This is a genomic window from Bacillaceae bacterium S4-13-56 (genome assembly GCA_040191315.1).
Taxonomy (GTDB): Bacteria; Bacillota; Bacilli; order Bacillales; family JAWJLM01; genus JAWJLM01.
Genome location: JAWJLM010000033.1, coordinates 1 through 25931, shown reverse-complemented (window position 1 = coordinate 25931; position 25931 = coordinate 1). Strand labels below are relative to the sequence as shown.

The following is a 25931-nucleotide window of genomic DNA, read 5'->3' as shown; positions in this document are numbered from 1 at the left end:
TAGTGAGGGGACTGCCACTGGATGAAATTTCACTTTATATAAGCTATTTCAAAAAGCCTTATAGAAAACAGCAGCGGGAAATTGGGATTTACAATGGGAAAGTAAGAAAAGATAAAATCCAGCCGATTAAATCCTCCTATTAAGAATGATGTGTTTTGTTTAAAAATAAATCCAAATAGAAAAAGAAAAGACCCTCAGCAAAGGCTGAGGGTTAAATATTATACTTCTGGAATTAATTGTGAGCGTCTTGAAATGGTCTGAATGACTGGGTAAAGTACTCCCATGAGTACAGCATTGATGGCTGTTGTCGGCAAAACGATCGTTGTAAACATGAGTAGGAAACTTCCTTCTATTCCTAAGAAAAGAAGCAATACAGAAAGGAACACAAATCCACTTACGATAGTTCCTACAACAGTTAATGATATCGCCGTTACATTACTTGATAACTTCTTACGAAAGAATAGGAATAGTCCAAAAAACACAAGTGCTGTAATCGGTTTATCAATCATATTTGCAATGGCACCACCTGGGATTCCAGTGGTTAAGGCGGAAATCATTCCAGTAACAAGAGATATTAGGACAACATATGGGAGTTTAGGCACAACTAAAATTCCCAAAAACATCATCGTTAACATCATATCTGGCTTCATTCCAAAAACTAAACCTGGCACTACTGCATGTAACACTGCTCCAATACCCACAAACACAGACAACAAGACTAAACTTCTAATATTCATTTCTCCATCTCTCCTCAGCTAATCTATACTAGATTACTATTTTTCCTTCCAAACGTATCCTCATGACCGCTTGCGAAAGATTAAAGTTATTATAGCAGAAACCTTTTCTAAATGGAAGTTACATAGACTCCTATCTTATTTATTACGATTGGCCATGTAAAATCTTTTCATGAAATCTTCAAGGTATTGAACAGCTTCTAAAGGTACCGCGTTATATAACGAAGCTCTTAGTCCACCTACAGATCGATGTCCTTTCAGACCCATCATACCTTCCTTTTCAGATTCTTTGATAAAAGCTCTCGTTAATTCTTCAGAAGGGAGGGTAAATGTCACATTCATTTTAGAACGACTTTCAATAGACGCCCATCCTTTATAAAAATTATTGCTTTGATCAATGACATTATAAATGAGATTTGATTTGTAAGTGTTTCTTTCTTGCATGGCTTGAAGTCCACCTTGTTGTTCAATCCACTTAAGAGTAAGGGACAACATATAAACTGAAAATGTAGGCGGTGTATGGTAAAGGGAATTTTTCTCAGCATGCGTTCTGTATTGTAAAAAATGCGGAATCTCTTTAGCCCCTTTTTCAATCAGTTCTTTTTTAATTACAACAATAGTCACTCCGGACGGGCCAGCATTTTTCTGCGCCCCTGCATATAAAAGATCAAAGGAATCCTTAGGCATATCATAGGACAAGAAGTCACTTGAGCTGTCGATTAGAACAGGAACATCAGAAAAGGTAGGAAGCTCTTGCCATTGTGTACCATAAATCGTGTTATTTGTAGTTAAATGAATATAATCGTACACCTTAGGATCAGGTTGATGAAATTCAGTTGCAGACGGGATCTTTCGAAATTCTGAATCGCTTGGTCCGAATTGTTCTCCATGCCCCACTTGTTTCGCTTCTCGAAGTGCTTTTTTTGACCATGAACCTGTCAGAATATATCCCCCAACTTTATCTTTAGACAAAAAGTTCATAGGTACCATAGCAAATTGTAGACTAGCTCCTCCTTGAAGGAAAAGGACATCATAACTGTCATCTAAGTTCATGAGTGAACGTATACGCTCAAGTGCCGCTTTATGCAATTCGTCATAGGCCTTGCTACGGTGGCTGAGCTCCATTATATTTGCCTTGGTTCCCCGAAAATCAAACCAGTTTTCGTGGGCTTCCGTTAAGACGTCCTTTGGTAAAGCCGCTGGTCCGGCGTTAAAGTTGTACACCTGCTCCATTTTAATCCCCCTCTGTTGATTTAACGTAATACAGTATTTTTGAGTATTGTATCACAGACTTTGTGTGATAGTGAACTAAATTTCGGATAATTTTGAAAAATAATTTAGTGGTCAAAACAAAAAAGATGATTCCTCAATATAATAAAGAATCACCTTTTTTACTACAATATTACTCCACCTTATCACCAATCTGTTGGGCGATTTGTGCTAGATCTTTAGAAGAATATAGATCAGTATTTGTCTTCCATACAGCACCGAATCCATCCCCATTTCCATAACGAGGAACGATGTGGAAATGTAAGTGGAAAACGGATTGTCCTGCTTCCTCTCCATTATTGTTGAGGATGTTTAATCCAACAGGGTTAAAGGCATTTTTTACTGCTTGTGCAATTTTAGGAACTCGCTGAAAAAGTTCACTCGCCACTTCTGGTTTTGTTTCATAAATATTTTTGCTATGTTCTTTAGGGATGACTAGGGTGTGCCCCTTGGTTACTTGGCTAATATCCAAAAATGCATAAACCTGTTCATCCTCATAAACCTTAGCAGATGGGATTTCTCCATTTACAATTTTACAAAAAATACAGTCCGATTGTTGATGTACCACATATATTCCTCCTTCGTTCTTTTTACCATTGTATAGAAAAGCAGGAAATAAACGCAACTTTAAGGAATATAAATAAGACAAGTTTGGTAAGAATAAAAAAGGATGTCCGTAAAACGGACACCCTTCTCGTAGATGAGACAGTGACTTTGATCTTAGGTCAGACCGCCATTATACCTGCCGTCAACACCTCATTTTACATTTTGACATAGTCAAATACATAAATATATACGTGTTTAAAGCTGTTTAATGGTCTTTCACCGACACCTCATTTCAAGAATTCATCATCGAATAGACGACTCCATCTGAACATTGGAACTCAAGTGAAATTGTTGACTGCCTCACTACAAAACTTATTATGCTTCAATTCAAAAATCCTATACATAATTTTTTGGTTGCTTTTCTGAATAAGGGCAACTAGGAATACGCCAAAAAGGGCTTGCACTCAAGAGTATAAGGGCTTCTAAGAAAGTAAAGTACGCTTTCAAGAATCCCTTTAACGTATTCCAAGTTTTCTAATATTCATGTTAAAATTGATTTAATACGATGGAAGGAAAGTGATACCGTGACTGCACGTTTACATATTGAGGATTTAGTAGGGGGATATACCCAAAAGCCTGTCTTACATGGCATCTCTTTTGAGGTGAAGGCACATGAAATTGTCGGTCTCATTGGATTAAACGGGGCTGGTAAGAGTACCACCATAAAACATATTATTGGACTGATGCAGCCAAGAAAGGGCAAAGTTTTGATAGAGGGTAAGTCCTTCGCAGAAGATTCTGAAGGGTATCGCCAAAAAATTGGATATATTCCTGAAATGCCTATACTATATGATGAGCTTACCCTTCATGAACATTTAAAATTAACAGCCTTAGCCTATGGGTTAGACGAAGCTACCTTTGAAAAAAGACTTCCACCCTTGTTAAAGGAATTCAGAATGGAAAAAAGACTAAATTGGTTCCCCGTACACTTTTCAAAAGGCATGCGCCAGAAAGTAATGATTATGTGTGCCTTTTTAATTGAGCCTCCATTATATATCGTGGATGAACCTTTTGTTGGTTTAGATCCTTTAGGCATTCAATCCTACCTTCAGTTAATGGAAAAGATGAAGCAACAGGGAGCAGGAGTGCTCATGTCGACTCATATATTAGCAACAGCGGAAAGATACTGTGATCGTTTTGTTATTCTACATGAAGGACAGGTACGTGCCCAAGGAACCATATCTGAACTTAGGAAAGCTTTTAACATGCCTGATGCCACTCTTGATGACCTATATATACAGTTAACAAAGGAAGATGCTCATGTTTAAATTTGACGCTACTTCTTTATGGAAGGAAAGGCTCGTTGCTTACGGAAAAGAAATTAGCCGTTATCTAAGGTATATGTTTAATGGGCACATTGCCGTAGTTCTTTTCTTCTTAATTTCAGCACTAGCCTTTTATTATCAACAATGGTTAATGCAAATTCCTGAAAATTTTCCTGCGGCATGGGTTATAGCATTGTCTTTAGGTCTAGTAGCAACAAATAGTTCTGTTCGTACTTTTATCAAAGAACCAGATCTTGTTTTTATCATTCCTGCTGAATCAAAAATGGGACCTTATTTTCGTTCAGCGATTATGACTAGTTTTTTCATGCAGTTGTACTTAGTGATTTTAATTGGTGCAGCCTTAGCGCCACTTTTCTTTGCGACCTTAGAATCCAAGTCATTATTAGGCTATCTTCCGTTTTTAGTAGTTGTTATCCTATTTAAGGCTTGGAATTTGTTAGCGGGTTGGTGGGTCCTTTATTCTAAAGAAAAAAAAGGACACTACATAGATCTTTTCCTGCGATATATAGTAACTACCTTAACTTTTTATTTCATCGTTCAAGGAGCTTCCTTTTGGTTTCCAGCAATTACGACTTTGATTTTGTGGTTCTTAATGATGTACAACTACCTTCAAGCCAAGAAACAAGTACAAATTCCATGGGAACTCTTAGTCGAAAAAGAAACAGCGAAAATGCAAACCTTTTATCGAATTGCCAATCTTTTTACCGATGTCCCCCATGTTAAGAAAAAATTAAAAAGAAGAGCTATACTCTCCAAACTTGCTAAAAAAGGAATTGGATTCAATCAGGAGAATACCTTTGATTTTCTTTTTCGAATATCTTTTGTACGAAGCAGTGACTATTTAGGGATGTTTGTTCGTCTTGTTGTGGTAGGTGGATTGGTTATATTCTGGATGTCACAGGAATGGGCCCAATTATTGTTCGCCATCCTGTTCCTTTACATCACAGGATTTCAAATGCTTCCTTTAATTCAACATCATCGTGTCAGCGCATGGATGGATCTTTATCCTGTACCTAAAGATAGACAAGTAAAAGCAGTACAGACTTTAGCTTTTCAACTGCTAATTATACAAACTATATTGTTTGGTATTCTTGCGTTAACTAGTGGTAATATAATGGGAGCTGTGCTGATTTGGGTAGGAGGAGGATTATTTACTTACCTCTTTGTCTATGTTTATGCCAAAACACGATTAAAACCAAGCCTTTGAGAACTCAAAGGCTTTTCTTAATATTAGGGGTGATCTCATGAATTATGAACAAAAAGCCTATCAAGAGGCTCAACGTTGGCTTGTTAAAATGGAAAAGAATGAGGGTTTGTTTTATAAGAAATCTAAACAAATGCAAAACGTTTGGAACAAAAAGATTCCCCAGAGATTTCATCAGATTGTAACTGAGTCCATTAAAAAAATGATTCAACTTTCTATTACTTCTTCTGAATATATTTATAAAATTTCAGTAGACGATCAATGGGATTTGGAGGAAAGAGAAAAGAAAATAGCCGATCGGTTTGAATACTACAAAAAAACAGCCATGGTCGAGGGAGCAAGTACTGGGGCTGGAGGTTTGTTTTTAGGGATGGCAGACTTTCCTTTGCTTCTTGGGATTAAAATGAAATTTTTGTTTGATCTAGGTCAACTGTATGGTTTCGATGTTAAAAAACACGAGGAACGAATGTTTTTACTTCATCTCTTTTTCCTAACGTACAGCCGCGATAAGAAAAAGCAAGAGGTATTACATATAGTAAAAAATTGGGATCGTTTTAAGTGGAAATTTGAAGAAGTTGATTGGTATCATTTACAGCAGGAATATCGTGATACATTAGATGTCGTAAAATTGTTCCAATTGATTCCTGGTTTTGGCGCAGTAGTCGGTGTATGGGCTAATGCACGCTTATTGGAACAACTAAAAGAGACGGCTATGAATGCAAGCCGTCTCCGATTAATGAACGATAATAACTAAATGGCATGAAAAACCTCGTAAGCCTTAAGCAGTGTTTTAGCTGCCAATGGGAGGGCCGATTCATCAATATCGAAAAGAGGGTGGTGATGCGGAATATCATGCCCTTCTTTTTGTGCCCCTACAAAGAAAAAGGCTCCAGGTCTTTCAATGAGATAATAGGCGAAGTCCTCTCCAGTCATATACGGGTCAACCCATTCCGCTTTTTGAATCCCAGCTATATCTGTAACTTTCTCCATAACTCCCTTTGCAAATGTAGGGTGATTAATGACTGGCGGATACCCTTTTAAGTAATCCATTGTGTAACTTGCACCATTGCTCAAGCATACTCCTTTAATAATCCGCTCCATTTCTTCTATAATCCTATCCTGAACGAAATCATCAAATGTTCGTACGGTTCCGATGAGCTTCGCTTGATCCGCAATAATATTAAATGCATCCCCAGCCTCAAATTTTCCGATACTCAAAACAGCGGAGTCTAAAGGATTAATCCTTCTACTCACTACTTGTTGGAGTTGGGTTACAACTTCAGAAGCTATAACAATCGAATCCTTGGTCTGATGTGGCTGTGCCCCGTGACCACCTTTTCCTTTAATGACGATTTCAAACCGGTCTGCTCCTGCCATAAAGGCTTCTGGACTAGTTTGAATGACGCCAACTGGTGTATTGGACCAAAGATGGACTCCAAAAACATAGTCAACGCCATCTAAACAATGATCGTCAATCATTGGTTTCGCACCACCAGGGGCATATTCTTCTGCATGTTGATGAAGAAATACCACTGTGCCAGGGAAGTTTTCTCTTTCTTTCTGAATAGCTTTTGCTAAACAGAGTAAGGTAGCCGTGTGGCCGTCATGTCCACAGGCATGCATTACACCAGGAACTTTGGATTTATAGGGAACGTCTTTTTGATCCTGGATAGGTAAGGCATCAAAGTCAGCTCTTAACGCTATTGTTTTCCCCGGTTTTCCACCCTTAATTTTGGCAACCACTCCATTACCACCTACATTGGTCCGAGGTTCAATCCCAAGGTTATTATAATAATCTGCAATAAATGCTGCTGTTTTTTCTTCTTCAAAGGACAATTCTGGATTTTGATGCAAATAGCGACGAATGTCGACCATCTCGCTATATAGATCGTCGATATGCCCTTCAATTAACTTCCACATATGATCCTCTCCCTCCCGTTGGTTTCTACTAGTATATCAAATCGGTCACAGGGATAAGAACAAATTCTTTCTGGTTATTTTGGTGATTAGGAAAAAATAGTAAATGCCTGTCCTAAAACGAGACAGGCATTATTCTCACTATTGGAGACGCGGATCTTCTAGTAGACGTTCGAGTTCTTCTTTGTGTCCTGTTTCATCAGCTATCAAATCTTCTAATTTAACAACAAGCTCTGTTAAGCTAAGTGCTTCTGCCTGTTTCTTTCGTACCTCATAACGTTCAATCGTTTCAGCTTCTGCTTGCTGTGCTTCTTTAAGCATGTCTTTTACATCTGTTATCTGTTTAACTGGTGCTGCCGTAGTGGTAGGGATTCCACCAAGTGTTTTGATTTTTTCCGATAGATAAAGAGCGTGGCTCGTTTCATCTGTAATCTCACCCTCAAAAAAAGGTTTTAATACTTGACGATAGAGTCCAGATACCACAGCCGCATTATACGTATACATGATAGTTGCTGCATACTCGTTAGATAAGTCTTCATTTAAACCGTCAATTAATTCTTTTAGTTTTTCGTCCATTTTCTCCTCATCCTTTCCTAATGTTCTATATTTTTTTCATACCCTTTATTTGTTTGGATAAACATACAGAAGTGAATGGAGAAGTAGGAGTTGATAAATATAGGGTCAAAAAATAAAAAAAGTGATTACCGTATGGTGGCTCTCTCAGAATTTTGTTTGTAGTATGGTTTCTTTTTGTAAGAGGAAGGACCTTCCCTGTTTTTGATCAGTGATCCCAGGAATTTTTATATCAATAGCAACCATCTTACAAAAGTAAGTGTTTAGATGAATCATTAGAAAAAACTGAAATATCAGACCTAAGGCGGAGTCTGTTCCCATCCAACGATTGTTCGCAAAGTGAAGAACCCCTTATATAATAAAAACAAAAAAAGGTATTTGTTACACCAGTGTCAAAAGTACTAAGTATTATAAAAAGAGGAATGAGCTCAAATGAGAAAAATAGGATTCTTTAAAATTATAGTGGCCTTTTTATTTATTATAGTTGGAATTGGGTTAATATTGTCGAATATTGGTGTTATTTCCCTGGAAATAAACGAGGCCTTTCATTATATTTATCAAATTTTCTTTGTGATTTATGGAATTAAGCTAATGATTGACTTTTTTCGTGGTTCTAGAGGTTCCTGGATTTTCGGGTCCTTCTTACTTGTTTTTGGAGGACTATTATTATTAGGAACTTTTGAAATTATCCCATTTGTCTTTTCTGATATCTGGCAGCTGTGGCCCATGCTACTAGTTTATATTGGAGTAGGAATGTTCACTGGAGGCCGAAGCCGTAAAAGAAAAAAAGTTAAGTTTGAATTCTCGTCAGATGATAATAGTAAGAGAAAAAAGATACACAAGGTAGGTGGGATTGGCGATGTTAATTTCACGTCTCCAAACTGGAACCTTGAACCACTGGATCTTTGGAATGCCATTGGTGATTATAAGATTGATTTTTCAAAAGCCTTTATTCCTGAAGGAAAAACGCCTATCCATATAGGTGGTTGGATTGGTGATGTTCATATTTTGATACCAGAACATATCCCTGTCTCCATTGATGCTGTTGTCAAAACAGGAGATATTAAGTTATTTGGTCAAAGGGCGGATGGCTTTAATCGACAACTACATTTTGCAAGTGAAGACTATGAGAACGCCACCCGTAAATTATCCATCACCATAGAATTGAAAATTGGTGATATTCGAATAGACCAAGTATAGGGGGATTAGGATATGCTATCAAAAATTCAAAGTATTCGAGTTCAAACGATCCAGTCCCATCTAACGGCAGCAATGATCAGCACGATGGCCTTTATCATTATTCTATTTACACTATCTTATTTTTTTCATATTGAATTAGTAACAAAATCATTTATTTTTATCATTAGTTTATTAGCTTTTGCGACATCCTCTTTTATTGCTATTTATCAAGGGTATAAATCAGGAGGAACTACTAAAAAAAGACTTGATGAAATTTCAACCATGATCGCTTCTCTCTCGAGAGGGAAGTATCATTCCCAATTAATGATGGAAGGAAGTGACGAAATTGCTCAGTTAAGTGCTGATTTAAATCAGCTTAGTCATAATCTTAAAAACCAAGTTATCTCGATGCAAAGATTAGTAGATGAGAAAACTGATTTTGCCAAAACAGCCGAAAAAGCCGCTGCTATTGAGGAACGACAGCGACTGGCTCGAGATTTGCATGATGCTATCAGTCAACAGTTGTTCGCTTTAAGCATGATGAGTCAAGCTACTGTAAGAATATTTGAAAAGAAACCTGAACTTGCAAAGCAACAAATGGAAGAAATAGCTAAAATGGCTCAGCAAGCTCAGACCGAAATGAGGGCCTTGCTTCTACATTTACGCCCAGTTCATTTGTCGGGCCAATCGCTAAAAGAAGGCCTCCCGGCTTTAATTGAAGAATTAAAAGGCAAAAGTCAAATTCTTTTTGACCTTTCAATAGAAGATTCTGAACAATTATCGGAAGGAATTGAAGAACACTTATTCAGAGTGATTCAAGAAGCCCTATCTAATATTCTCCGACATGCTGATGCCACAACCGTAAAGCTAAAGATGTGGGCAGATGGCAAAAATTATTATACGTATGTTCAGGATAATGGGAAGGGGTTTTCTACTGCGCTCAAAAAGGAGAATAAAACTTCTTACGGTCTTAAAACGATGAAAGAAAGAATTGAAGAAATCGGAGGGACACTGGTTATTCGGTCTAAGGAGCAGGAAGGAACTTATATTGAAATTCAGGTTCCTATACAAGGGGAAAGGGGAAAGGAAAATGAGTGACTCTATAAGGGTTGTTGTAGTGGATGACCATGATGTAGTGAGAAAAGGAATTATTGCTTATTTAATCACGGAGGATTCTATTGATGTTGTTGGGGAAGCTCACTCGGGAAAAGCTGGAGTCACTCTAGTTCAAAAAGAAAACCCTGATGTAGTGTTAATGGATTTAGTCATGGAAAACGGAACAGGAATTGAAGCAACCGAACAAATTATGAAAAACAACCCATCTTGCAAGGTCATCATCTTGACTAGTTTTTATGATGACCAACAAGTTTTCCCTGCTTTAGAAGCAGGAGCCTTTAGTTATTTACTTAAAACTTCCTCAGCGCAAGAAATTGTCGAAGCTATTAAAAAAGCCCATTCAAATGAATCGGTCATAGAATCAAAAGTGGCAAACAAAATGATGACTCGTTTCAGGTCCAAGCCCAAGGCCCTCCATGAGGATTTGACGGAACGGGAGTTGGAGGTTCTTTTATGCATTGGGAAAGGATTGTCTAATCAAGAAATAGCCAATTCCTTATTTATAGGTATAAAAACTGTGAAAACTCATGTGAGCAATATTTTAAGTAAACTTGGAGTGCAAGACCGTACACAGGCAGCAATTTATGTTCATGAAGAAGGACTGTTAAAAAAAGAAAGTTTATAAAAATAGAAAAAACAAGAGGTCTTTAGGTAAAGATCTCTTGTTTTTTTTGGCAAATAGAAGTATAAAACCTTCCTATTAGCGTAAGTGCAACGCCCAAAGGCTTGCACTCAAGGGTTAAAGTGCTTCTAAGAAAGCAATACGCTTTCAAGAAGCCCTTTAACGGTAAGCCGAGTTTTTCTAACCTTTATAAAATTCATATCAATCAAGTTCGGTCATAAAATACTGAGTAGTGTATGATGGGCCAGCTGCAAAAGGTGGTCGTTTACTTTCTTTCCCTTTTTGATGAGCTTTTTCAAAGCTTTGGGAATCTTTCCATGCTTGAAAGCTTTCCACATCTTTCCACTGAGTAAATACAATATAGGTGTTTCCAGTAGTAGGTCTCAGAATTCTAATCGCTTGGAAACCGGGCATTTCTTCCACTTTTCCTTGGCGGTTTTTAAACATATCTTCAAAAATTGGCCTTCCTTCAGTCGTGACAGGAATATTATTCATTACTACATATCCGTCTTGATTTACCGTACCTTTTGCATCTACAATTTCATATTCTCTACCTTCTTGCAAGACAGTAAGATTCTCGGTTTCTTCGTAAAGTATGGCTGATTCTGAATTATTCATTAAAAACAAATGATGGCTTGGATAATTCTCAATAGTCTTACGTAAAAAGTCTACCGTTCCATTAGTCATATAGACATTCATCCCAATTCACTCCTTTCCCTTTATAATATCAAGACTTAACAAGGATAAACAAGCTTTCGGTCTTAGTGCTTTTGACAAAAGGGAAGGTGTCGTATAATGAAGAAGTATGTAAAACAAAGGGTGAACATAATGAAAGAGAAATGGAAGACTTGGTTGGAGCGTTATCATTTAAAAACAAAAAAGATAATAAAAGACAGTGGACGATGGTTACTGAACAAAAAATGGATCTGGATTGCAGTTCTATCTACTATTGCCGTTAGTTTTATTGGATATGGCCTTATTTATTATGGTGGATCAAAAATTGTTGATGAACGTGAATTTGTCTTAGATACAACGACAACTATTGTAACAGAAGATGGTGAAGAGATTGCACAGTTATATAATCAGAACAGGACTCTTGTGCCAATCGATGATATTCCACATCATGTTCAGGAGGCTTTCATTGCAGTAGAAGATAAACGATTCTACGAACATGCTGGGATAGACAGTCGTTCCGTTCTTCGAGCCATTTTCCGAAATATTGCCTCAGGGAAGAAGGCGGAAGGGGCAAGTACGATTACGCAACAGCTCGTTAAGAATATTTTTCTAACTAATGAGAAAACATGGACCAGAAAAATAAAGGAAGTAATGGCTGCTACTTATCTTGAGCATAATTATACAAAACAAAAAATACTGGAATATTACTTGAACACTATTTATTTTGGGCACGGAGTTTATGGAATAGAGGCTGCTTCAGAATATTTTTTTCAGAAAAAGTCTGAGGAGCTTACAACGGTAGAAGGTGCTATGTTAGCAGCTATTCCTAAAGCACCTAATTATTACTCTCCAACAGTTAATCCGGTACAAACTAAGGAACGAAGAAATCTGGTTCTTCGTCTTATGCAGGAAGAAGACTATTTGACTGCAGAAGAGGCTGTTCGACTCTCGGGTAGAGGCTTGGGTGTAACGATTGATGAGGAGCAAGAAAAACCATGGATAGAAAGCTATGTAGATTTAGTCATTAGAGAAGCAAGTCAAAAATATCATATCGAATCTCAGGAGCTTCGGCGTGGTGGCTATAAAGTTGTTGTTGGCTTAAATCCTGACCTACAAAAAATTACTTATAATTATTTTCAAAAGGAAGAATTCTTTCCAGGAACCCAAAAAGGAGCTGAAGGGTCTGTTGTGTTCTTGGATGCTGATTCTGGTAACGTTGTAGCTGCCTTAGGAGGAAGAGATTTTTCATACGGAGATTTGAATCGTGTTAACGTTAAAAGGCAACCAGGCTCCACAATCAAGCCTTTAGCCGTTTATGGTCCTCTGCTGGAGTTACCAGCTTTTAACCCTTACACATTAATTCCAGATGAACTTAAAACCTATGAAGGAGATTACAAGCCTCATAACGTAGACGAAAAATATCAAGGAGAGATTTCGATATATGATGCACTTCGTCTTTCTAAAAATACATCTGCTGTGTGGGCACTAGATCAAATCGGAATTCCAGATGCAAAAGACTATTTGGCCGAAATGGGAATACAGTTAGACGATAACGGACTTGCTATTGCTTTAGGCGGTTTAAATAAGGGAGTAACTCCCCTACAAATGGCAGGAGCCTTTCGAACCTTTCGCGCAAACGGAAACTATATAGAGCCCTATTTTATAGAGGCCATTTATGATAAACATAATAATCTACTTTTTTCTGCTGAGAAAAAATCAAAACAAGTATTTAATTCCCAAACTGCCTGGGATATAACAAGAATTTTAGAGTCTGTTGTTCAAAATGGAACTGCTCAAACCGGTTCATATTCAGGACCGCTTGCAGGCAAAACAGGGACAACACAACTACCAATTGTTCAAGGGGGAATAAGGGATAGTTGGTTTGTTGGATATACTCCAGAGTTTGTTGGTTCTTTGTGGATGGGATTTGATCAATCCGATGAGGAGAGGTATTTGACAAGAGGGAGTGCTGCTGCAACCACTTTAATGAAGGCAATATTAGAGGAGTATTCTAAAGAAAATTCTGTAGCTTCCGCATTTCAAAAGCCTGATGGAGTTTCTGACTTGGAACCTCCTATGGATTTACCGGTTATAAATGATGTCCAAGAAAAATTAAAGCTTAATGGACTTTCTTTAAGAGTTGAACTTAGTTGGTCTGCCTCTCCAGATAAGCGAGTGGTTTATAGAGTTTATCGCTGGGAAGGCAATAAAAACATGAAATTAATTGGTGATGTGAAAGGAAAAGGGAAAGCTACTATTAAAAATGTGTCTCTTTTTGAAACGGCAAGATATGTTGTTGTTCCTTATAATCCGTTAACACAGCAAGAAGGAGAACCATCTAATGTTGTAACAGTTTCCTGGGGATTTCGGTAGTGTCACAAATTCGTCATTTTTTTGACAAAAAGTATCGAAAGCTATACACCCCTTCAAGAAATGATATAGTGAAATAGAATGCATTTTGATACGGATGTAAATGAAAGGTGAGATAGTAATGACAAGAATGATTAATGATACTATGCTTCGAGCCTTTAGAGGAGAAAAAACAGATTATGTTCCTCTTTGGTATATGCGACAAGCTGGAAGGTCACAGCCAGAATATCGAAAGTTAAAGGAAAAATACTCTCTGTTTGAGATTACTCACCAGCCTGAGTTGTGCGCTTATGTAACGAAGCTTCCAGTAGATCAATACGGAGTAGATGCCGCCATTCTTTATAAAGATATCATGACACCCCTACCTGCCATAGGGGTTGATGTTGAGATAAAAAGTGGAATTGGTCCAGTTATTGACCAACCTATAAGGTCTTTATCGGATATAGAAAAACTTGGTGAAATTAATCCTGAAGTAGATGTTCCTTATGTTTTAGATACGATTAAATTACTTGTACATGAGCAATTAGATGTTCCACTTATTAGTTTCAGTGGAGCACCATTTACACTTGCGAGCTATATGATTGAAGGTGGGCCATCAAAAAACTACAATAAGACTAAGGCTATGATGTACAGTGAACCTAAGGCATGGTTTTTACTTATGGAAAAGCTTGGGGATATGATTATCCGTTATGTTCAAGCACAGATTCATGCAGGAGCCAAAGCCATTCAAATCTTTGATTCTTGGGTGGGCGCACTAAATGTTGAGGATTATAGAACATTTATCAAACCTGTAATGATGAGAATATTTTCAGAACTACAAAAAGAAGATGTTCCTCTCATTATGTTTGGAGTTGGAGCAGGTCATCTAGCTCTAGAGTGGAATGATTTACCTTTAAATGTGGTTGGGCTAGATTGGAGAACATCTATTGCAGAAGCAAGAGCAATGGGTATTACGAAAACCTTACAGGGAAATCTTGATCCAGCCATTTTACTAGCACCTTGGGAAGTAATTGAAGAACGAGTGAAGCCAATACTAGATGAAGGTATGAAGACTCCAGGGTATGTCTTTAACTTAGGGCATGGGGTATTTCCTCAAATCCAACCAGAAACACTAAAAAGGCTTGCTAATTTTACTCATAGTTATACACAGAAATAAAACATTTAAAAGAGGTGAAGAAATATGGCGAAAAAAACAGTAGGCTTACTAGTAATGGCCTATGGCACGCCGTATAAAGAAGAAGATATTGAACGTTATTACACACATATTCGACATGGGAGAAGGCCTTCCGATGAAATGCTCGAAGACTTAAGAAATCGCTATGATGCTATTGGAGGAATATCTCCGTTAGCCAAAATTACACGGCAACAGGCGGAAGGGCTAAGAGATGAATTAAATCGAATACAAGATGAAGTGGAGTTTAAGATGTATATTGGGCTCAAGCATATTGAACCATTTATTGAAGATGCTGTGGCTCAAATGGCTAAAGATGGTATAGAAGAAGCAGTAAGTATAGTTCTCGCTCCTCATTATTCCACTTTTAGTATTAAATCGTATAATGAACGAGTTCAAGAGGAAGCAGAGAAGCATGGTCGTCCAAAATTTGTTATGGTTGAAAGTTGGTATAAAGAACCAGGATTTATTAATTATTGGGCAAGTAAGCTTGAAAAAATCTATCAAGGTATGAGCGATGAGGAAAAAGAAAAAGCTGTTCTTGTTGTTTCTGCCCATAGCTTACCAGAAAAAATACTCCAATATGGAGATCCTTATGCTGATCAACTTAAAGAGACAGCAGACATACTTGCAAATGAAGCGGGCATTACCAATTATACTATTGGGTGGCAATCTCAAGGAAACACTCCTGATCCTTGGTTAGGGCCCGATGTTCAGGACCTCACAAGGGACTTGTACGAACAAAAAGGATTCACCTCCTTTATTTATGCTCCTGTTGGATTTGTTTCTGATCATTTAGAGGTTTTATATGATAATGATTATGAATGTAAATTGGTTTGTGACGAAATAGGTGCTAACTATTATCGCCCTGAAATGCCTAATGTACATCCGGATTTTATTCACACTCTTGCTACAGTTGTCTTAAGAAAGACAAAAGTACTTGAGGAGGAAATCAGTTGAGAAAAATTATAATTGTTGGTGGCGGAATTACTGGACTTACCGCTGCTTATTACTTACAGAAGGAAATTAAGGAAAAAGGTTTACCATATGAAACGATGCTTATCGAAGCAGGTGAAAAACTAGGGGGTAAGGTTCAAACGGAAGTGAGAGACGGGTTTACGATAGAAAAGGGCCCAGACTCTTTCCTAGGACGTAAACCTAGTGCTTCAAGGTTGGCTAAGGAAGTTGGGTTAGAAGATGAACTTGTTGGGAATGCAACAGGTCAATCTTACATACTTGTTCATAACAAACTTCATAAAATGCCAAGTGGCTCATTTATGGGTATTCCAACCGAAGTGACCCCCTTTTTATTCTCAGGGCTGTTTTCACCCTTAGGGAAATTGAGGGCTGCAGGGGATTTTATATTGAAAAAGAGTGAGCCAAAAGATGATCAGTCTCTTGGAGCATTTTTTCGGAGAAGATTAGGAAATGAAGTTGTTGAGAACTTAATTGAGCCACTCTTATCAGGAATTTACGCTGGTGATATTGATCAAATGAGTTTGATGGCTACATTCCCCAATTTTTATCACTTGGAACAAGAGCACGGAGGATTGGTAAGAGGTTTAAATAAGACGATGCCAAAGAACAAAGGTACGAAAGAAAAGAAAAAAACGGGTATGTTTTTAACGGTTAAATCTGGACTAAATAAGTTAGTTAGTGAAACTGAAAAACGATTAGAGCAAGGCTCAGTACTAAAAGGAGTATCGGTGGACCATATTGAAAAAAAAGAGGAAGGCTATCATCTCCTCTTAAGTAATGGAGAGGTTGAAATGGCAGATGCTGTTATTCTAGCTGTTCCACATCGTAGTGTTCAACGAATGCTCACGCAGTACGACTTTTTAGATCCTTTAAAAGAAGTACCTTCTACATCAGTGGCCAATGTGGCACTTGCTTTTGACGCAAGTGCTGTCGAACATGATATTGATGGAACAGGTTTTGTTGTCTCCAGAAATAGTGATTTTCGTATTACGGCCTGTACATGGACACATAAAAAATGGCCCCATTCAACACCTGAAGGCAAGGTGCTATTGCGTTTATTTGTTGGGAAGCCTGGTGATCAGGAAATAGTTAACTTATCTGATGACGAATTGATTGATGTCGTCTTAAAGGATTTAAATAGGACGATGAAGATCACTGGGAAACCAGAATTCTCTGTTATTTCCAGGTGGAAGAATGCTATGCCACAGTATACTGTGGGGCATCTAGAAAGAATGGACAACATTAAAAAACATATAGACCAAGAACTTCCAGGCTTATATTTGGCTGGTGCGTCATATGAGGGACTTGGTATACCTGATTGTATTGATCAAGGTGAGGCGGCTGTACAAAAAGTACTTAGCTATTTAGATTAATAATGAAAGAAAGGACTAGCTTCATCTAGCTAGTCCTTTTAAATATGCCAAACATGATCAGGTGTATACAAACAAAAGAAAGCAACCTTTTTTCCAAGGTTGCTGAATTACTATTCATATCATCTTTGAGTTAGATTATCGTGCTGGATGATCGCACTCATCACATATGTTATGGTAGCAATCTGCTTTTTCATCCATTTCATTTCCGCATTTGGAGCATTTTTTTCTAGGTAGGTTTTTGAAGAATTCAATCGCGCTGATCATGTACAATCCCTCCAATTAGTTAATATAATTATATTGTAATACAACAGTAGTGAAAACACAATACATTGTAATATAACAATTAATACACAGTGATAATAGTGTAAACTTGATTTACCAATGCTTTAAGGGTATTTTGGTAATAAAATTGGACATTCACATAAAGTTCATATAATATGGTGGCAAATATTAGTATTTATCTGTAGATGGGAGGATCTTAAATGCGTGTGAAAGTTATTGGATATTGGGGAGGTTTTCCTAAAGCAGAAGGAGCGACTTCTTGTTATTTAATAGAAGAAAATAGTTTTAAATTATTAGTGGATTGTGGGAGTGGTGCCTTATCGAGGCTAAGTCGCCATCTTGATCCTTACGAATTAGATGCGGTCATTCTTTCTCATTATCATCAAGATCATATTGCAGATATTGGAGTACTTCAGTATACTTTTTTGGTTCAAAATCAAATACAAAATAAAGAAAGAGTATTACCTATTTATGGTCATGAAGAGGAAAAAGATAAGTTTGAATCATTACATCATATGTTCACAAAAGGGATTTCCTATAATCCAACTCAGCCTTTAAACATAGGTCCGTTTGAAATTCAGTTTCTAAAGACACTTCATCCTGTACCATGTTATGGCATGAGAATTGAAAGTAGAACGGGAGCGATTGTGTATACAGCTGATACAAGCTTCTCCAATCAGTGGATTGACTTTAGTAAGGACGCTAATCTCCTTATTACAGATTGTAATTTTTATCATGGAATGAATGGAGAACAAGCCGGTCACATGACAAGCACTGAGGGAGCAGAAATTGCAAAAAATGCAAAAGTTGAGGAACTATGGCTAAGCCATCTCCCGCATTTTGGTGAACACGAACAGCTGCTAGAAGAAGCCAGTAAAGAATTTAACGGGGAAATTCGAATTGCAGAAGAGGGACTTTCCAGAGAAATATAAATGCAGGAAAATTGCTTGTTCTTTTTCTATCCCTTAAAATAATAGTCGTATGATCTGAATAAGTAAGGAGGCATATATAAATGAAGTTTATTGATAATAAAGGAATAACAGACCCACAGATTAACTTAGCTATTGAAGAATATGCATTAAAAAACTTAGACATAAATGATACATATCTATTGTTCTATATTAATGAGCCATCGATTATCATTGGTAAGAATCAGAACACGGTGGAAGAAATTAATACAAAATATGTAGAAGACAATGGAATTAAAGTAGTTCGCCGATTATCTGGTGGAGGAGCCGTTTACCACGATTTAGGTAATTTGAATTTTAGTTTTATAACAAAGGACGATGGGAACAGCTTTCATGATTTTCAAAAGTTTACGAAGCCGGTTGTCGAAGCACTCCACAAATTAGGAGTAAATGCCGAGCTTTCTGGTCGTAATGATATTACTGTAGAGGGCAGAAAGATTTCTGGGAATGCCATGTTCGCGACTGGGGGTCGAATGTTTAGTCATGGAACATTGATGTTTGATTCAGAAATTGAACATGTGGTTTCAGCCTTAAATGTGAAGGCGGAAAAAATTGAGTCAAAAGGAATCAAATCTATAAGAAGCAGGGTTGCAAATATATCTGAGTTTCTACAAGAAAAAGTAACGATTGAAGAATTTAAGCAGATGATTTTACGTTATATTTTTGATGGAGAAGAAAATATCGAGGAATATGTTCTAACTGAGCAGGACTGGGAGAACATACACCAACTTTCTAAGGAACGTTATCAAAACTGGGATTGGAATTATGGCAAGTCACCATCTTTTAATATTCAGCATTCTCACCGCTTTCCATCTGGCTCAGTTGATGTAAGGTTAGATGTTAAAAAAGGAATCATAGAGAACTGCAAAATTTATGGGGACTTTTTTGGTGTAGGAAATGTAGAGGATATTGAGCAAAGGCTTGTTGGTTCAAAGTACGAAAAAGCTTCTATAGAAAAAGCTATGGAGAACATAGATATTCCACACTATTTGGGCAAAATCACTAAAGAAGAATTTATAGAATTAGTATATTAGAAAAAAGTGGGGATCACTTCCCCGCTTTTTTCATGGTTGTAACTTTAGCACAAAAAGTTTTCTTGAATAAGAAATACTTGTATCTTAACTTTCAGTATTTTATAATTAATTTGACTATTTTCGAAATGAAAATGAATGACGATTCACTCATTTTTATTCGTCTATGGAGGAAACAATTAATTTAGGGAGGGGTTTCAATGAATCTTAGTTCTAAGCTCTCGCAAACCGCAGAGCAATCAGGGGGTAAAGTGGCTCTTGTTTTTCAGGGGAAAGAAACAAGCTATCAGGAACTAGACATTATGATTAGTAAGTTTGCATCAAGTTTAAAGGATATGGGGTATCAGCAAGGAGACCATGTTGCATTGGTGGTTGGAAATACTCCTCACTTTGTCATCGGTTTATATGGTGCATTACGCTTAGGATTGACAGTTATACCAATCAATCCACTATACACTCCAGATGAGTTAACCTATATTTTGAAAAATGGTGATGCGAAAGGCGTCATCACACTAGATGTCCTTTTACCAAAATTCGAGGCGATATCACAGGGACTTCCAGATATTATGGCTTATATTGTGGCAGAAACAACTCCTGACGCTAAATGGGATGGGATGTCTATTTCGCCTAAATTGAAACCGTTTTCACAAGTTGTGCAAGAAGGGTCTGCTACAAATGACTTTCCACAATTAAAGGATGATGACACGGCTGTTATTCTATATACCTCTGGAACAACCGGGAAACCAAAGGGAGCCATGCTTACTCAACAGAACCTATATAGTAATGCTCAAGACGTAGCAGATTATCTTGATATTACAAATAAAGATCGAGTTATTGCGACCTTACCAATGTTCCATGTATTTTGTTTAACTGTTGCATTTAATGCACCATTAATGAATGGCGGAACTGTAATAATAGTTCCTAAGTTTTCTCCTGAAGAAATTTTTAAATTAGCTAAAGAAGAAAACCCGACTGTTTTTGCTGGTGTCCCAACTATGTATAATTATTTATTGCAATATCCAAATGGGAAAAAAGAAGACCTTGAAGGGTTGCGTCTATGTATTTCAGGAGGAGCACCTATGCCGGTTGCTCTTTTAGAAAATTTTGAGAAGAAGTTTGAAGTGAAAGTTTCAGAAGGATATGGTCTCTCCGAGGCATCGCCAGTGACATGTTTTAATCCGTTAGACAGACCTCGTAAAGCGGGATCAATCGGAACGAGTATCATCCATGTGGAAAATAAAGTTGTCGATGAACTTGGGGATGAAGTACCTGTTGAAGAAGTTGGAGAGCTAATTGTAAGAGGACCAAATGTGATGAAAGGGTATTATAAACTGCCAGAGGATACAGCAAGTGCCCTTCGTGATGGATGGCTCTATACAGGGGACTTAGCAAAGAAAGATGAAGATGGATACTTTTATATTGTAGATCGAAAAAAGGATATGATTTTAATTGGTGGTTATAATGTATATCCTCGAGAGGTTGAAGAAGTTCTCTATCAGCACGAAGATGTAGTAGAGGTGGCTGTTATTGGAGCCCCAGATCCTAATACCGGAGAATGCATTAAGGCCTATGTTGTTAAGAAAAACCCTGAGTTAACCGAACAAGATTTACACGATTATTGTAAAGAACGCTTAGCTAAATATAAATTACCATCTTCAATAGAATTTTTAGATGAACTTCCTAAAAATACAACAGGTAAAATACTTAGAAGAAGCTTAAGAGATTCTGTAACACAATAGAATGAGAGAGTGCTTTAACAAGAGTGTGGAGAATAACCAGTTCTCCGCACTCTTTTATTGTTCACAGGGAATTATCTCCATTTGAAATAAAAGGGTTGCACGTTTCAAAAAGATTCTGTATATTTTATTACATAAAAGCATAAAAGCATAAAAGTAAGAAAGTGAAATGAGGGGGATCATATTTATGAAAAAATGGTTAACGGTACTTGTGTTAGCTGGTCTACTAGTTTTGTTTGGCTGTGGGACTTCGGAGGACGCAGGTTCAGCCAATGAGAACAACACAAACAATTCCAATGCTGAAAATCAAAGCTCAAGCGAAGGGGAAAAAGCTTATACAGTAGGGGTAACTCAAATTGTAGAACATCCTTCCTTGGATGCCGCTTTAGAAGGGTTTCAGAAAGCTTTAGAGGATGCTGGCCTAAATGTGGAGTACAGTATTGAAAATGCCCAAGGAGATCCTAAGAATAACCCTACTATTGCCGATAAGTTAATTGGGAATGGGGTAGATTTGATTTTTGCTAACTCTACTCCTAGTGCACAAAGTGTACTTGCAGCAACCGAAGAAATACCTATTGTGTTTACATCTGTAACAGATCCAGTAGGAGCAGAGCTTGTGGGGTCAATGGATCAAGGTGGACCTAACATTACGGGAACCACTGACACACATCCAGATGCAATTCCGAATACGATAGATTTTATGAAAAATGAAATAGGAATTGAAACCATCGGTGTCGTATATAATGCTGGGGAACAAAATTCTGTCGCTCAAATTGAGAGAGTAAAAGAGTTAGCTGATGAAAAGGGGATTTCAGTAGAAGAGGCAACTGTATCCACTTCTGCAGAGGTAAAACAAGCGACTGAATCTCTTTTAGGTAAGGTGGATGCTTTTTATATCATCACGGATAATACTGTTGTTAGTACCTTAGAGTCCGTATTAATGGTGGGGGAAGCTGAAAAATTACCTGTTTTCGTCGGAGAATTAGATTCTGTTGAACGTGGTGGTTTTGCAGCCTACGGATTTGACTATTACGACATTGGCTACGAAGCAGGAGAAAAGGCTGTACAAATCCTTAAAGGGGAGAAAACTACAGCGGAACTACCAGTTTCTTATCCTCAAAATTTAAAACTAGTAATTAATAAAACCGCTGCTGGAAATATGGGTGTTGAATTGAAGGACAGCTGGAACGATATTGCAGAATTTACTGAGTAATGAAAAAGGGTGATTGAGATGGCAACTGCGTTATATGGAGCATTAGAATCAGGTCTTATTTATGCCATAATGGCTTTAGGAGTCTATTTATCATTTCGTGTGTTAGATTTTCCTGATTTAACGGTAGATGGTAGTTTCGTTACAGGAGCAGCTGTAAGCTCTGTTCTTATAGTAAACGGGGGAATGTCTCCTGTTCTAGCAGTTGTGATTGGGGGAGTGGCTGGTTTCCTAGCGGGATGCATTACAGGACTTATTCATACGAAAGGGAAAATTAATCCATTATTAGCAGGGATTCTCATGATGATCGCTCTTTATTCTATTAATCTTAGAATAATGGGACGTCCGAACATTCCATTATTTAATCAGTCGACAGTGTTTGAGCCCGTGGTTTGGCTGCAATGGCTTAATGAAGCATTGATGACTCCATTTACATGGCTTGGAATCACAGATTATGCTCCAAAGACTTTTCAAATCATCATTACCATGTTTCTTGTTGTAGTGGTTATGAAAAAGGCAATTGATTGGTTACTCAGAACAGAAATGGGGCTTGCACTAAGAGCAACAGGTGACAATGATCGTATGGTGAAAAGCCTATCTGCTAATACAGATCGTTACACAATCGTTGGTCTCGGTCTTTCGAACGGTCTTGTAGCTATTAGTGGCGGGTTGATTGCTCAATATAATGGCTCTAGTGATGCTGGAATGGGAATAGGGATCATTATTGTTGGTCTTGCTTCTGTTATTATTGGAGAGGCCATAGTTGGCACTCAAACTGTATTGAAAGCTACATTAGCTGCGGTTATTGGTGCAATTGTTTATCGCTTTATTATTGCACTAGCTTTACGAATTGACTTTTTAAGTGCAAGTGATATGAAACTTATAACGGCCATCATTGTTATTGTTGCACTTGTACTTCCTTCTACATTGGAACGACTAAAACAATCGAGGTCTCGTTACTTGAAGCAAAAAAGCTTAAGCAGGTCCCAGGCTCGGGAAGGGAGGAATTCCATTGCTACAACTAAGACAGATTCGTAAAACCTTTTATCCTGAAACGCCAAATGAAAAAAAGGCCATAAAGAATTTATCATTAACACTGAATGATGGAGATTTTGTCACTATTATTGGAAGTAACGGAGCAGGTAAATCAACATTACTCAACCTTGTTGCGGGGGTTCTCTTTCCCGATGATGGGGAGATACACATTGATCATAAAAATTTAACTTGGTTACCTGAGTTCAAAAGATCTAAATGGATTGGAAGAGTGTTTCAGGACCCAATGGCCGGAACAGCTCCCAATATGACGATTGAAGAAAATCTTGCATTGGCCCTGGGTCGTACACAGCAACGTTCCTTGAAAAAAGGTGTAGGTAGGAAAAGAAGAGTCGAATTTCAAGAGCATCTGCAATCTTTAGATTTGGGACTTGAGGATCGCCTAACGACTAAGGTAGGGCTTCTCTCTGGAGGAGAAAGGCAGGCATTATCACTTTTAATGGCGACCTTCACTCAACCTCGAATTCTACTACTTGATGAGCATACAGCCGCCTTAGATCCTGCACGTGCAGAATTAATTACTAAAATAACAGAACAAGTCATTCAAAAATATCATTTGACTACTTTAATGGTGACTCATAATATGGAGCAAGCACTCCAATTAGGTAATCGAATGATCATGATGGATGATGGAGAAATAATCTTTGAAGCAAATGAGGAAGAAAAAAATAATTTAACTATTCCGGACCTCATGGAAAAGTTCGCGAAGCTAAGAGGCAGGCAAATGGCAAACGACCGAGCGCTTTTACAAATGAATTAATCAAAGGGGCAACTTCCTATCATGGAGTTGTCCTTTTTCTATAACATTTTACTTTTTGGAAAAGGATCAGTACAATTAAGAGAACAATTGTTAGTTTTTGGTAGAAACTCATAAAGTAAGGCTTGTAGCATTTGTGTACTAAGATGAGGTATAAAAATGGTAAGTTTTTAAGAACAGAAGGTGTGAATTTGAAGAAACTTTACTGGGGATATGGAATATATGCGGTAATCATAAGTATTTACTTTCTCTATTTTTATCCATTAGAGACATTTGGTCCTAGTCGAATAGCTGCGTACTCACATGCTTTTTATTTTGCATTATTGCCATTTGAATGGATTTTCCTTATATCGATCATTTGTCATAAAAAGCTATGGACGAAGATTGAAGAGGATTTGAATAGAGGGCTATCTTGGTGGAAGGAAGGCAAATGGACCATCATTCTTGGGCTTTTTTATTTACTCCTTAGATTGCCTTTTCAAGTGGTTTATTTTGAATTGGTAAAATATTATGGGCTTTCCCATGAAACTTTGGCAAACTGGTTTTATAAATGGAGTCTAGATGCTTTCGCATTTTTAATTGGGGCCATATTTTTGGTTAGACTCCTTCGATTTGCTCTAGCACGCTTCCCTAAAAAATGGTGGCTTTTTTCATGGATAACCATACTTCCTTTCGCTCTTTTTCTTGTTTATATTCAGCCAGTCTGGATTGATCCTCTATATGAGGAATTTACTCCTATAGAGGAAGGAGCAACCAGAGAAGCTATTGAAGATGTTGTTGAAGACGCAGGTATTTCAAATGCTGAGTTACTCCAGGTTGAAAAAAGTGATGAAACGAATCGTTATAATGCTTATGTTACTGGAATTGGAGATCATGCGAGAATTGTTCTTTGGGACACTACTTTAAATCATCTTTCCATTGATGGAATCACCTTTATTCTTAATCATGAAATTGCCCATTATATTGAAGGACATTTTTATTGGGGAGTATTTGGATATCTTTTGTTGAGTTTAAGTATCCTTTTTGTTCTAGCAAACGTCTATAGTTTATATAATAGAAATATAGGGAATGTAAATCAAAGACATCCAAAAACGATACCTATATTGATCTTGATGACTTCTATCCTGCTTTTCATCTTGCAACCGGGGAGTTTATATGTTTCTAGACATATGGAATGGCGTGCAGACGAGTATGCTGTGGAACATACTGACAATTTAGAGCCCGCTATTGAAACTTATGAGAAGCTTGCAATAGAGTCACAATCAGATCTCTATCCTCTGTGGTGGGTTAAATGGTTGAGGAATAGTCATCCCCCAATGGGAGAACGTTTGGATTTTATCGAAAGGTCTGCAAATACAAAGTCTGAGGGTGAGATTAGTGGAACCAACAAATGAATTTAAAGTGTATATATCCAAACAAAGAAAAGATCCTGAAATTGAAATGATTCAAGAGATTCGGACATTATTAAAAAAATTCCAGGAACCAACAACATCGGAAAGTGAAAAAATCGACTTATTAAAAAGGATTAATCTGCTGACACAACAACTAACAAGCAAACAATTTAAATAAGGGCGCATCCAATTTTGGGTGTGCCCTTTTTTGCAGTATCAGAATTTATAAATTGTTAAAGAATTTGTCTAGCTCAGCGAAAAAACTTCATCGAGTAATCTTCTAAGTAATCGCAGGGAGTGCGGACAAGGCGAATCATCGGAAATCGAATGGACGCACAAATCCCCGAAAGCGACGCACGGACAAGGTAAATAGACGCACGGATCATGCAAATTGACGCACGGACATCGAATGGACGCGCAAATCGCGGAA

General features: G+C 37.5%; 25 protein-coding genes. 18 read left to right on the top strand and 7 right to left on the bottom strand.

Annotated elements, in window-relative coordinates:
• Nucleotides 1–218: 218 nt before the first annotated feature.
• From RZN25_10410 to RZN25_10400, 3 genes are all read right to left on the bottom strand, one after another.
• Nucleotides 219–737: a tryptophan transporter gene (locus RZN25_10410; protein MEQ6377233.1), complete on the bottom strand. Its 519-nt coding sequence runs from the start codon at nucleotides 735–737 to the stop codon at nucleotides 219–221.
• Between the two features lie 135 nt (nucleotides 738–872).
• Complete coding sequence (serC, locus tag RZN25_10405) at nucleotides 873–1967, bottom strand: 3-phosphoserine/phosphohydroxythreonine transaminase (protein MEQ6377232.1); 1095 nt, start codon at nucleotides 1965–1967, stop codon at nucleotides 873–875.
• Between the two features lie 169 nt (nucleotides 1968–2136).
• Nucleotides 2137–2571: an HIT family protein gene (locus RZN25_10400; protein ID MEQ6377231.1), complete on the bottom strand. Its 435-nt coding sequence runs from the start codon at nucleotides 2569–2571 to the stop codon at nucleotides 2137–2139.
• Between the two features lie 562 nt (nucleotides 2572–3133).
• Here RZN25_10400 and RZN25_10395 point away from each other — a divergent pair.
• The 3 genes from RZN25_10395 to RZN25_10385 are packed head-to-tail and all read left to right on the top strand — an operon-like array spanning nucleotide 3134 to nucleotide 5853.
• Nucleotides 3134–3877 carry an ABC transporter ATP-binding protein gene (locus RZN25_10395; GenBank protein ID MEQ6377230.1) on the top strand — a complete coding sequence of 248 codons (744 nt, stop codon included), beginning with the start codon at nucleotides 3134–3136 and terminating at the stop codon, nucleotides 3875–3877.
• Nucleotides 3870–5102: an ABC transporter permease gene (locus RZN25_10390; GenBank protein MEQ6377229.1), complete on the top strand. Its 1233-nt coding sequence runs from the start codon at nucleotides 3870–3872 to the stop codon at nucleotides 5100–5102. The genes RZN25_10395 and RZN25_10390 overlap by 8 nt, the downstream gene beginning before the upstream one ends.
• 37 nt (nucleotides 5103–5139) lie before the next feature.
• The gene (locus RZN25_10385) at nucleotides 5140–5853 is read left to right on the top strand and encodes an EcsC family protein (protein ID MEQ6377228.1); all 714 of its coding nucleotides are present in this window, start codon (nucleotides 5140–5142) and stop codon (nucleotides 5851–5853) included.
• Here the strand turns inward: RZN25_10385 and RZN25_10380 are convergent.
• Together RZN25_10380 and RZN25_10375 are read right to left on the bottom strand one after the other, a co-directional pair.
• A complete protein-coding gene (locus RZN25_10380) occupies nucleotides 5850–7019 on the bottom strand; it encodes a M20 family metallopeptidase (GenBank protein MEQ6377227.1) in 1170 nt (389 codons plus the stop codon). The genes RZN25_10385 and RZN25_10380 overlap by 4 nt on opposite strands.
• Nucleotides 7020–7157: 138 nt before the next feature.
• The gene (locus RZN25_10375; protein ID MEQ6377226.1) at nucleotides 7158–7592 is read right to left on the bottom strand and encodes a ferritin-like domain-containing protein; all 435 of its coding nucleotides are present in this window, start codon (nucleotides 7590–7592) and stop codon (nucleotides 7158–7160) included.
• A gap of 429 nt (nucleotides 7593–8021) precedes the next feature.
• On the opposite strand from RZN25_10375, the gene liaF reads away from it, so the two are divergent.
• Genes liaF through RZN25_10360 form a run of 3 tightly spaced genes read left to right on the top strand, consistent with a single transcriptional unit; the run spans nucleotide 8022 to nucleotide 10509 of the window.
• A complete protein-coding gene (gene liaF, locus RZN25_10370; protein ID MEQ6377225.1) occupies nucleotides 8022–8789 on the top strand; it encodes a cell wall-active antibiotics response protein LiaF in 768 nt (255 codons plus the stop codon).
• A gap of 12 nt (nucleotides 8790–8801) precedes the next feature.
• Entirely contained in the window at nucleotides 8802–9866 is a 1065-nt protein-coding gene (locus RZN25_10365; GenBank protein MEQ6377224.1) for a sensor histidine kinase, read from the top strand.
• Nucleotides 9859–10509, top strand: coding sequence for a response regulator transcription factor (locus RZN25_10360; GenBank protein ID MEQ6377223.1), 651 nt, complete (start codon nucleotides 9859–9861; stop codon nucleotides 10507–10509). Before RZN25_10365 ends, RZN25_10360 begins: the two co-directional genes overlap by 8 nt.
• A 198-nt stretch (nucleotides 10510–10707) precedes the next feature.
• Here RZN25_10360 and RZN25_10355 read toward each other — a convergent pair whose 3' ends face one another.
• Complete coding sequence (locus tag RZN25_10355; GenBank protein ID MEQ6377222.1) at nucleotides 10708–11205, bottom strand: antibiotic biosynthesis monooxygenase; 498 nt, start codon at nucleotides 11203–11205, stop codon at nucleotides 10708–10710.
• Between the two features lie 129 nt (nucleotides 11206–11334).
• Here RZN25_10355 and RZN25_10350 point away from each other — a divergent pair, with 129 nt between their 5' ends.
• From RZN25_10350 to hemY, 4 genes are all read left to right on the top strand, one after another.
• Nucleotides 11335–13554 carry a PBP1A family penicillin-binding protein gene (locus RZN25_10350; protein ID MEQ6377221.1) on the top strand — a complete coding sequence of 740 codons (2220 nt, stop codon included), beginning with the start codon at nucleotides 11335–11337 and terminating at the stop codon, nucleotides 13552–13554.
• Between the two features lie 118 nt (nucleotides 13555–13672).
• The gene (gene hemE, locus RZN25_10345; protein ID MEQ6377220.1) at nucleotides 13673–14707 is read left to right on the top strand and encodes a uroporphyrinogen decarboxylase; all 1035 of its coding nucleotides are present in this window, start codon (nucleotides 13673–13675) and stop codon (nucleotides 14705–14707) included.
• A 24-nt stretch (nucleotides 14708–14731) separates the two neighbouring features.
• Nucleotides 14732–15682, top strand: coding sequence for a ferrochelatase (gene hemH / locus RZN25_10340; protein ID MEQ6377219.1), 951 nt, complete (start codon nucleotides 14732–14734; stop codon nucleotides 15680–15682).
• The gene (hemY, locus tag RZN25_10335; protein ID MEQ6377218.1) at nucleotides 15679–17073 is read left to right on the top strand and encodes a protoporphyrinogen oxidase; all 1395 of its coding nucleotides are present in this window, start codon (nucleotides 15679–15681) and stop codon (nucleotides 17071–17073) included. Before hemH ends, hemY begins: the two co-directional genes overlap by 4 nt.
• Nucleotides 17074–17208: 135 nt before the next feature.
• Here the strand turns inward: hemY and yhfH are convergent, their stop codons facing one another.
• Complete coding sequence (gene yhfH / locus RZN25_10330) at nucleotides 17209–17337, bottom strand: protein YhfH (protein MEQ6377217.1); 129 nt, start codon at nucleotides 17335–17337, stop codon at nucleotides 17209–17211.
• A 218-nt stretch (nucleotides 17338–17555) separates the two neighbouring features.
• On the opposite strand from yhfH, the gene RZN25_10325 reads away from it, so the two are divergent.
• The 8 genes from RZN25_10325 to RZN25_10290 all read left to right on the top strand — a co-directional run bounded on the left by RZN25_10325 (nucleotide 17556) and on the right by RZN25_10290 (nucleotide 25679).
• Nucleotides 17556–18287 (top strand): MBL fold metallo-hydrolase, encoded by a 732-nt coding sequence (locus RZN25_10325; protein ID MEQ6377216.1) that lies wholly within the window; start codon nucleotides 17556–17558, stop codon nucleotides 18285–18287.
• 80 nt (nucleotides 18288–18367) lie between these two features.
• Nucleotides 18368–19357: a lipoate--protein ligase gene (locus RZN25_10320; protein MEQ6377215.1), complete on the top strand. Its 990-nt coding sequence runs from the start codon at nucleotides 18368–18370 to the stop codon at nucleotides 19355–19357.
• A gap of 197 nt (nucleotides 19358–19554) precedes the next feature.
• Nucleotides 19555–21093: a fatty acid--CoA ligase family protein gene (locus RZN25_10315; protein ID MEQ6377214.1), complete on the top strand. Its 1539-nt coding sequence runs from the start codon at nucleotides 19555–19557 to the stop codon at nucleotides 21091–21093.
• Nucleotides 21094–21277: 184 nt separating this feature from the next.
• Complete coding sequence (locus tag RZN25_10310) at nucleotides 21278–22303, top strand: ABC transporter substrate-binding protein (GenBank protein ID MEQ6377213.1); 1026 nt, start codon at nucleotides 21278–21280, stop codon at nucleotides 22301–22303.
• Nucleotides 22304–22321: 18 nt separating this feature from the next.
• Nucleotides 22322–23338 (top strand): ABC transporter permease, encoded by a 1017-nt coding sequence (locus RZN25_10305; protein ID MEQ6377212.1) that lies wholly within the window; start codon nucleotides 22322–22324, stop codon nucleotides 23336–23338.
• Complete coding sequence (locus RZN25_10300) at nucleotides 23313–24113, top strand: ATP-binding cassette domain-containing protein (GenBank protein ID MEQ6377211.1); 801 nt, start codon at nucleotides 23313–23315, stop codon at nucleotides 24111–24113. Before RZN25_10305 ends, RZN25_10300 begins: the two co-directional genes overlap by 26 nt.
• Before the next feature lie 188 nt (nucleotides 24114–24301).
• The gene (locus RZN25_10295; GenBank protein ID MEQ6377210.1) at nucleotides 24302–25504 is read left to right on the top strand and encodes a M48 family metalloprotease; all 1203 of its coding nucleotides are present in this window, start codon (nucleotides 24302–24304) and stop codon (nucleotides 25502–25504) included.
• Nucleotides 25488–25679 (top strand): hypothetical protein, encoded by a 192-nt coding sequence (locus tag RZN25_10290; GenBank protein ID MEQ6377209.1) that lies wholly within the window; start codon nucleotides 25488–25490, stop codon nucleotides 25677–25679. Before RZN25_10295 ends, RZN25_10290 begins: the two co-directional genes overlap by 17 nt.
• Nucleotides 25680–25931: the final 252 nt, after the last annotated feature.

Bases quoted from the DNA above. Each gene is read 5' to 3' on its own strand.
- RZN25_10410 (MEQ6377233.1), bottom strand. From the start codon at position 737: ATGAATATTAGAAGTTTAGTCTTGTTGTCTGTGTTTGTGGGTATTGGA.
- serC (MEQ6377232.1), bottom strand. From the start codon at position 1,967: ATGGAGCAGGTGTACAACTTTAACGCCGGACCAGCGGCTTTACCAAAG.
- RZN25_10390 (MEQ6377229.1), top strand. From the start codon at position 3,870: ATGTTTAAATTTGACGCTACTTCTTTATGGAAGGAAAGGCTCGTTGCT.
- RZN25_10385 (MEQ6377228.1), top strand. From the start codon at position 5,140: ATGAATTATGAACAAAAAGCCTATCAAGAGGCTCAACGTTGGCTTGTT.
- RZN25_10380 (MEQ6377227.1), bottom strand. From the start codon at position 7,019: ATGTGGAAGTTAATTGAAGGGCATATCGACGATCTATATAGCGAGATG.
- RZN25_10375 (MEQ6377226.1), bottom strand. From the start codon at position 7,592: ATGGACGAAAAACTAAAAGAATTAATTGACGGTTTAAATGAAGACTTA.
- liaF (MEQ6377225.1), top strand. From the start codon at position 8,022: ATGAGAAAAATAGGATTCTTTAAAATTATAGTGGCCTTTTTATTTATT.
- RZN25_10365 (MEQ6377224.1), top strand. From the start codon at position 8,802: ATGCTATCAAAAATTCAAAGTATTCGAGTTCAAACGATCCAGTCCCAT.
- RZN25_10360 (MEQ6377223.1), top strand. From the start codon at position 9,859: ATGAGTGACTCTATAAGGGTTGTTGTAGTGGATGACCATGATGTAGTG.
- RZN25_10355 (MEQ6377222.1), bottom strand. From the start codon at position 11,205: ATGAATGTCTATATGACTAATGGAACGGTAGACTTTTTACGTAAGACT.
- RZN25_10350 (MEQ6377221.1), top strand. From the start codon at position 11,335: ATGAAAGAGAAATGGAAGACTTGGTTGGAGCGTTATCATTTAAAAACA.
- hemE (MEQ6377220.1), top strand. From the start codon at position 13,673: ATGACAAGAATGATTAATGATACTATGCTTCGAGCCTTTAGAGGAGAA.
- hemH (MEQ6377219.1), top strand. From the start codon at position 14,732: ATGGCGAAAAAAACAGTAGGCTTACTAGTAATGGCCTATGGCACGCCG.
- yhfH (MEQ6377217.1), bottom strand. From the start codon at position 17,337: ATGATCAGCGCGATTGAATTCTTCAAAAACCTACCTAGAAAAAAATGC.
- RZN25_10325 (MEQ6377216.1), top strand. From the start codon at position 17,556: ATGCGTGTGAAAGTTATTGGATATTGGGGAGGTTTTCCTAAAGCAGAA.
- RZN25_10320 (MEQ6377215.1), top strand. From the start codon at position 18,368: ATGAAGTTTATTGATAATAAAGGAATAACAGACCCACAGATTAACTTA.
- RZN25_10315 (MEQ6377214.1), top strand. From the start codon at position 19,555: ATGAATCTTAGTTCTAAGCTCTCGCAAACCGCAGAGCAATCAGGGGGT.
- RZN25_10310 (MEQ6377213.1), top strand. From the start codon at position 21,278: ATGAAAAAATGGTTAACGGTACTTGTGTTAGCTGGTCTACTAGTTTTG.
- RZN25_10305 (MEQ6377212.1), top strand. From the start codon at position 22,322: ATGGCAACTGCGTTATATGGAGCATTAGAATCAGGTCTTATTTATGCC.